Raw genomic sequence first — 7290 nt, 5'->3', positions numbered from 1 at the left:
GGGCCGCTTGTCGTCGAGGACGCGCAGCGGGTTGATGTCGATGCGGCGCCGGGTGTCCTCGTCCAGGTCGAGTCCGCGCAGGAAGTCCTGGAGCGCGGCCCGGCGACCGCGCGCTGGCGCGGGGTTGAGGTGCCCGTCCAGCAGGAGCCGCGCCGGGCGAGGAGCCGGCGGAGCCAGAGCTCCGTGGAGACGAGTTCGGCGAGGCCGTCGAGGGGCAGGGGCTCGCCCTCGGAGGCGCCGCGCAGGGCCTTGCGCACGACGCGGGCCTCGACGATGCCCGCGTCGGCGAGGAGCGGCGCGTCGAAGAGGGCCACGAGTTCGCCGATGCCGGTGCGCAGCCCGGCCCGTGCGGCGGCGGCATGGGCGGCGTGGGAGGGGGTGCCCCAGCCGGGCGGCAGCTCGCGGATGCCCGCCCCCGCGAGGACGGAGCGGAGGATGGAGGCGCGGGCACCGGGCTGGACGCGCAGGGATTCGGGCAGGGCGCGGGCCGCGCGGACGACCTGGTTGTCGAAGAAGGGGCTGTGCAGGCGCTGGCTGCGGACCTCGGCGGCCTGTTCCAGCACCCGGTGGTCGGCCGCCGCCCGGGCGAGCGCGGCGCGGGCGCGCAGTTCTCCGGGTCGCTGCAGTGGTCCCGGCCGGTTCGCCGACTCCGTCAGGCGAACCGATACTTCAGCCAGGGCCTCGCCCGTCAGCCAGCGGGCCGCGGGCCCGGGCCTGGACCATGCGAGCGCGGCCAGCGAGGCGTCGACCGCTCCGACGCCCGCCGACCCGTTCACGCCCGCGAGGTCGTCGAAGCGCCCGTCCATGAGCCGCCCGGCCGCGTCCTCCACGCCCGCCCGGTAGGGCGTACGGGCGAGCCGCCGCGCCGCCCGGTACACGGTGAGCGGCACGAACAGGGACTGCGCGGAGGGACCGTCGGCCCTCGCGAGAGCCGCCACGGGCCGCAGCAGATGGCGCCGGCGGCGGTCCATCAGGAGGTCGGCCAGGCGCGCCGGGTGGGCGTCGAGGACCTGACGGGCGCCGTGGCCCACGAGGTGGTCCGCGCTGCCCGCGACGAGTCTGCGGCGGTGGCGGCCCGCCTCGATCAGTGACGGGCCCGGTTCGTCGGTCAGCGGGCCCTCCAGTTCGGCGTAGGGCAGCGCCTCCTCCCCGGCGGCCACGACGACGTGGTGCAGCCGCGGGTTGGAGGCGATGGCCCTGGCCCGCTCCAGCTCGGCCTCACGGTCCCCGCCCCGGCCGGCGAGGTCGTTGAAGGTGACGGCGAGGAGCCGTTCGCCCGCGCCCGTGCCGTGGCCCAGGATCGTCCCGGGGACACCGGGCAGGCCCGCCGCGAGGAGGGCCAGGGTGGCCGAGGCGGAGCCGCCCGAGAGGTCCGCGCCGATGCCGGGGGCGGGTGCGCCACGGGCCGCCCGCCGGTCGGCGGGGCCCATTCCGGGGACCGGTCCGGGATCGGGTTCCAGCCGTTCCGGGGCGTGCCTGGGTGCCGTGAGCCTGGCCCGTACGGCTTCGATCAGTGCGTCCCTCACGCCCTCGACCGCGCGTTCCGCGTCGACCTCGGGCGCGGCGACGGCCAGCGAAGCGGCCTGTTCGTAGGAGGTGATCTCGCGGGATCCGTCACGCAGGATCAGCGCGTGACCTGGTGGAATGCGGCGGACACCGACGTAGGGCGTGCCGTCGCGCAGGGCCTCGGGAGCGTCGGGGCAGGCCAGCAGCGCGGTGAGGTGGGTGACGTCGAGCTGTGCCTCGATGAGGTCGGCGAGCGGCAGCGCCGCGGTGGCGTAGGCGGTCCCTCCCGCCCAGGCGCAGTGGAAGACCGGCCGTGCGCCCGCGAGGTCGCCCGCGACCGTGATGCGGCGGCCGACCTGGGCCACGGCCGTGTAGCTGCCCGGCCATGCGGTCAGGTGCCGCAGTGCGCCCCCGCGCGCCGCGAGCAGCCCGACACGCAGCTCCTCGTCGGAGGCACCGCAACAGCCCAGCACGGCAAGGCGGGTGAGCTCGTCCACCCTCACGACGCGGACCTCGTCGGGCCGCCAGTCACCGACCGCCCACAGCGGATCGGGTTCTCCCCACAGGAGTTGGGCGCCTATGGGCTGGACGGTGCGGCCCTCGGCCGCCGCTCCTCCCGCGGCGGCACTGCTCCACCCCACCAACCACCGCATCGCCGCCTCCACAGCCTGTGGACAACAAAGCCCGGGTCCTTCACGGAACATGCTGCCACGACACGGGCGCGCAGGAGGGTCTACGGGGAGTGCGCGGCGCGAAGCGCGGCGCGGTACGGGCGCGTTGTACGCGCCCCGCGGCGGCGTGCCGCCAACGGACCGGGCGGTGATCGCCGGTGCGCCGACGGCGGGCCGGCGGTCATGAGTGCGCCGGCAAACACGCCCCCGAAAACGACCTGAATGAGCGCTGGCTGAACCGGCGCACTACGGTCGGCATTCGGCCAATCTGCGAACGGCCCGGCTCGATACGGGCCGTGCACACCCCGCCACGCGCGGTTCCGGGATTCCCGCGATCCGGGAGGCGCTGGCCGCCTCCCGGACCGGTCCGCCGCCCGCGGGGATTGAGGCGGCGGTGTCCCCCAGCCCACTGGATCCAGGTACAGCGGGCCGACCCACGCACCACCCATGGAAGCGCTCTCCCGCCGGGACGGGCCAGGTCGCAGGACGGGCGCACGGCCACACACCCGGAGCACAGGGTGCCGAAGCGCCTACTCCACGTGCCCGGGGCGGGGCCGGCGGCTGATCGCCAACCTCCTGAACGGACAACAATCTCGCCATACGGAACTGTGCCTCTTAACGGTCGGGATGCGGCGAACTACGCTGGGTTCACGAATGCCGGGCGTTTATGCCACGGCAGCCGTCGGGGTGGTCAGGGGTGGCGCAATGTCGAGAGAGCAACGCGGGCCGAACGAAAAGCTCGGCACCGTTCTCGCCCTCGCGGGCATCAGCAACGCCGGCCTGGCACGCCGGGTCAACGACCTCGGCGCCCAGCGCGGTCTGACCCTTCGTTACGACAAGACGTCGGTGGCCCGCTGGGTCTCCAAGGGGATGGTTCCGCAGGGAGCCGCCCCGCACCTGATAGCCGCGGCGATCGGGCAGAAACTCGGCCGCCCGGTCCCGCTGCACGAGATCGGCCTCGCCGATGCCGATCCGGCGCCCGAGGTGGGCCTGGCGTTCCCGCGCACGGTCAGCGAGGCCGTCAAGTCCGCGACCGAGCTGTACCGGCTGGATCTGGCCGGGCGCCGGGCCGGCGGCGGCGGCATCTGGCAGTCCCTCGCGGGCTCCTTCGCGGTGAGCGCATACGCAACTCCCGCGTCCCGCTGGCTGATCACCCCGGCCGACGCCTCCGTCGCCCGGAACGCGAAGGACGCCGGGAACGGCGAGGTGCCCTCCGACGTCACCCCGCAGCGCGTCGGGCACAGCGATGTCACCAAGCTGCGCGAGGCCGCAGAGGACGCCCGCCGCTGGGACTCCAAGTACGGCGGCGGCGACTGGCGTTCGTCGATGGTCCCGGAGTGCTTAAGGGTGGACGCCGCGCCGCTCCTCCTCGGAACGTACAGCGACGAGGTGGGGCGTTCCCTGTTCGGGGCCACCGCCGAACTGACGAGGCTCGCCGGGTGGATGGCCTTCGACACGGGCCAGCAGGAGGCCGCCCAGCGGTATTACATCCAGGCCCTGCGCCTGGCCCGCGCCGCCGCCGACGTGCCGCTCGGCGGCTACGTCCTCGCCTCCATGTCACTGCAGGCCACCTACCGCGGCTTCGCCGACGAGGGCGTCGACCTCGCCCAGGCCGCCCTGGAACGCAACCGGGGCCTGGCCACCGCCCGCACGATGTCCTTCTTCCGCCTCGTCGAGGCCCGGGCCCACGCCAAGGCCGGCGACTCCCAGGCGGCGGGTGCGGCCCTGCGCTCCGCCGAGGGCTGGCTGGAGCGGTCCCGCCCCGGAGACAGCGACCCGAGCTGGCTCGGCTTCTACTCGTACGACCGTTTCGCCGCCGACGCCGCCGAGTGCTACCGCGACCTGAACGCGCCGCGCCAGGTCCGCCGCTTCACCGAGCAGGCCCTGTCGCGGCCCACCGAGGAGTTCGTCCGCTCGCACGGGCTGCGCCTCGTCGTGTCCGCAGTCGCCGAACTGGAGTCCGGGAACCTGGACGCGGCGTGCGCGGCCGGGGCGCGGGCGGTGGAGGTGGCGGGCCGTATCTCCTCCGCGCGTACGACGGAGTACGTACGCGACCTGCTGCACCGCCTCGAGCCGTACAGCGGGGACCCGCAGGTGGCCGAGCTGCGGGAGCGGGCACGGCCGCTCCTGGTGACCCCGGCATAGGCCACTGGCGTAAGAGCGGGCGGCACGGTGCATCATCTTCAGTACGTGCAGTGACTGAGTGCGTGCGGTACTGGATGGTGAGGCGTTGACGTACGACTGCGATGTGCTGGTGATCGGCGGCGGGATCGTCGGCCTGTCGACGGCGTACGCCCTGACGCGCGAGGCACCGGGCACCCGCGTCCTCGTCCTGGAGAAGGAGAACGGCCCCGCCCGGCACCAGACGGGCCGCAACAGCGGAGTGATCCACAGCGGGATCTACTACCGCCCGGGCTCGCTCAAGGCCCGCTTCGCCGTGCAGGGCGCGGCGGAGATGGTGAAGTTCTGCGCCGAGAACGACGTGCCGCACGAGGTCACCGGCAAGCTGATCGTCGCCACCCGGCGCGCCGAGCTGCCCCGGCTGCACGCCCTGGTCCAGCGCGGCCGGGAGAACGGCATCCCGGTGCGGGAGCTGGGCGCCTCGCAGATCGCGGAGTACGAGCCGTCGGTACGGGGCCTGGCCGCCATCCACGTGGGAACGACGGGCATCTGCGACTTCGGGGCCGTCGCGCGGCGGCTCGCCGGCCTGGCCGAGGAGGCGGGCGCCGCGGTCCGCTACGGCCAGGAGGTACGGGCGATCGGGCGCCGTCCCTGGCAGGTGGCCGTCCGCACGGCCTCCGGGGAGGTCTTCCGGGGCCGGACGCTGGTGAACTGCGCCGGTCTGCACGGCGACCGGGTCGCCCGGCTGGCGAACGACGAACCGGGCGTGCGGATCATGCCCTTCCGCGGTGAGTACTTCACGCTGGCCCGCCCCGAACTGGTCCGCAACCTGGTCTATCCGGTGCCCGACCCGGCGTTCCCCTTCCTCGGCGTCCACCTCACACGCGGCGTCGACGGCTCCGTCCACGTCGGCCCGAACGCGGTCCCCGCGCTCGCCCGCGAGGGCTACTCCCGGGGGACGGTGCGGCTCGGCGACATGGGCGCCACCGCGGCGTGGCCCGGTGTGTGGCGGATGGCCGCCCGGCACTGGCGCTACGGCGCCGGGGAGCTCCACCGCTCCCTGTCCCGCCGTGCCTTCGCCGAGGCCGTGCGCCGACTGGTGCCCGCCGTGGCCGAGGCGGATCTCACCCCGGCCCCCGCGGGCGTCCGGGCGCAGGCAGTGCTGCGCGACGGCACCCTCGTCGACGACTTCCTGATCAAGGAGGGCCCGCGGACCGTCCATGTGCTGAACGCCCCCTCCCCGGCGGCGACGGCCTCGCTCCCGATCGGCCGGGAGATCGCGCGGCGGGTGCTGGAGACCCTGGCCTGAAGGGCCGTGCCCGCACCGTGCCCGTCCTGCTAGTGCCGCGTCGGTCGGGGTTTGCCCGCTGAGGAGCGGCGTCCGGTGCCGGGGGCACCTCCCGCCGGAGGCAGGGGGAGCATCGCAAGGCGGCCGGAAGCCCTCGTAGTGGGCCTGCTCGGGCTTTCGGCCAACGCAGCGTGGGGGTACCTCCCGCGCCCGGAGGGCTGCGGGGGAGTGCCGTGCAGGGCGTCGCGACGGGGCGAACCTCGGCCGACGCGGCACTAGCCGTCCAGGGCTTCCCTGGGCACCGCGTAGCCGGGCACCGACGGCCACCGGACCGTCAGGACTACCGACTCCTCCTCGGCGACCCAGGAGTGGTCGACACCGCGTCCCCACACGACGTAGTCGCCCTGCTGCTCCAGCAGCACGCTGCGGCCGGGCAGCTCGACCCGGAAACGACCGCTGACGAGTATCAGGAGCGCCGTCCGCTCCTCGCCCCTCACCCACTGCTTCCGCTCGTCACCGGGCGGGTGGACGCCCCACTTGATCTCCACGTCCTCGCTGTGGCGGGGGTCGCCGGCGGTCTTGAAGTGCCCGAGTATCCATCCCCGGTCCAGTGCCGCGTCCCTGCCGGCGTTGCCCACGTACACGCTGTCGTTCACGTTCCCGGACGTTAACAGGGCCGGGGCACGGCCCGGCCGTGCCCCGGCGCCGCGCGGCCTCACGGGCGGCCGCCGGCCCCCGTAGAATCGGGGCATTGTGTCCGAACCCATGAACGCCGCCTCGCCCGTCACGAGCCCGGTGCCCGCCCAGTCCGCCCAGTCCGCCGTATCGGCCGCATCGGCCGTCGCCGGAACCGGCCCCGCCGGCGGCACGGTGCCCGGGAGCGCCGTGCCCGCGCGCCCGGCCGGCGCCCCGCAGGCGCGGCGCCCCAAGGGCGCGCCGCGGTTTCCCGAGGGGCCGGCGCCCGATCCCGCGGGGTCGCACCACGAACGGCGGATCCGCAGCTTCCAGCCGCGCCGGAGCCGGGTCACCACCGGGCAGGCGGACGCGCTCACCAGGCTGTGGCCACGCTGGGGCCTGGACATCGACGGGCGGCGGAAGCTGGACCTGGACGAGATGTTCTGCGGACTGCCCGTCGTGCTGGAGATCGGGTTCGGGATGGGCGAGGCGACCGCGCAGATGGCCGCCGACGACCCCGGCACGGGGATTCTCGCCGTCGACGTGCACACCCCCGGGCAGGGCAATCTGCTGGGTCTCGCGGAGCGGAACGGACTGTCCAACATCCGGGTCGCCAACGGCGACGCGATCATCCTCCTGCGAGAGATGATCGAACCGGAGGCCCTGGCCGGTGTCCGCGTCTACTTCCCCGACCCGTGGCCCAAGAAGCGGCACCACAAGCGCCGCCTCGTCCAGCCCGAGTTCCTGACGCTCGCCGCGAGCCGGATGAGGCCGGGCGCGCTGCTGCACTGCGCCACAGACTGGGAGCCGTACGCCGATCAGATGCTTGAAGTCCTCACCGCCCACCCGGACTTCGAGAACACCAGGCCCGACGGCGGCTTCGCCGACCGCCCGGCGTTCCGGCCGCTGACCCGTTTCGAGGGCCAGGGACTGGACAAAGGTCACGTCGTCCGCGATCTGCTGTTCGTGAGAAGGGCGTCTCGTTAGGGTCGATCGGGTGTACCAGTCCCCGTCCCCGTACTCACCCCC

General features: G+C 74.3%; 5 protein-coding genes. 3 read left to right on the top strand and 2 right to left on the bottom strand.

The genetic code is table 11. The features are described from left to right. Window positions 1-2159: asparagine synthase-related protein (locus GUY61_RS31605; protein WP_166633673.1), on the bottom strand; the 2159-nt coding region annotated here is incomplete at its 3' end. A 723-nt stretch (window positions 2160-2882) separates the two neighbouring features. Here GUY61_RS31605 and GUY61_RS31600 point away from each other — a divergent pair. Together GUY61_RS31600 and lhgO are read left to right on the top strand one after the other, a co-directional pair. Then, entirely contained in the window at window positions 2883-4322 is a 1440-nt protein-coding gene (locus tag GUY61_RS31600; RefSeq protein WP_166633672.1) for an MFS transporter, read from the top strand. Between the two features lie 58 nt (window positions 4323-4380). After that, window positions 4381-5607 carry an L-2-hydroxyglutarate oxidase gene (gene lhgO, locus GUY61_RS31595; RefSeq protein ID WP_313896962.1) on the top strand — a complete coding sequence of 409 codons (1227 nt, stop codon included), beginning with the start codon at window positions 4381-4383 and terminating at the stop codon, window positions 5605-5607. Window positions 5608-5861: 254 nt separating this feature from the next. Here lhgO and GUY61_RS31590 read toward each other — a convergent pair whose 3' ends face one another. Beyond that, a complete protein-coding gene (locus GUY61_RS31590) occupies window positions 5862-6242 on the bottom strand; it encodes a signal peptidase I (protein ID WP_166633671.1) in 381 nt (126 codons plus the stop codon). A gap of 109 nt (window positions 6243-6351) precedes the next feature. Between GUY61_RS31590 and trmB the strand changes: the two genes are divergently transcribed. After that, window positions 6352-7248 (top strand): tRNA (guanosine(46)-N7)-methyltransferase TrmB, encoded by an 897-nt coding sequence (gene trmB / locus GUY61_RS31585; protein ID WP_166633670.1) that lies wholly within the window; start codon window positions 6352-6354, stop codon window positions 7246-7248. Window positions 7249-7290 lie beyond the last annotated feature (42 nt).

Source organism: Streptomyces sp. GC420 (assembly GCF_009916105.1).
In the GTDB taxonomy this organism is placed as follows: domain Bacteria; phylum Actinomycetota; class Actinomycetes; order Streptomycetales; family Streptomycetaceae; genus Streptomyces.
Note: the sequence above shows the minus strand (reverse complement) of the source record. Positions and strands in the feature narration are given on the sequence as shown.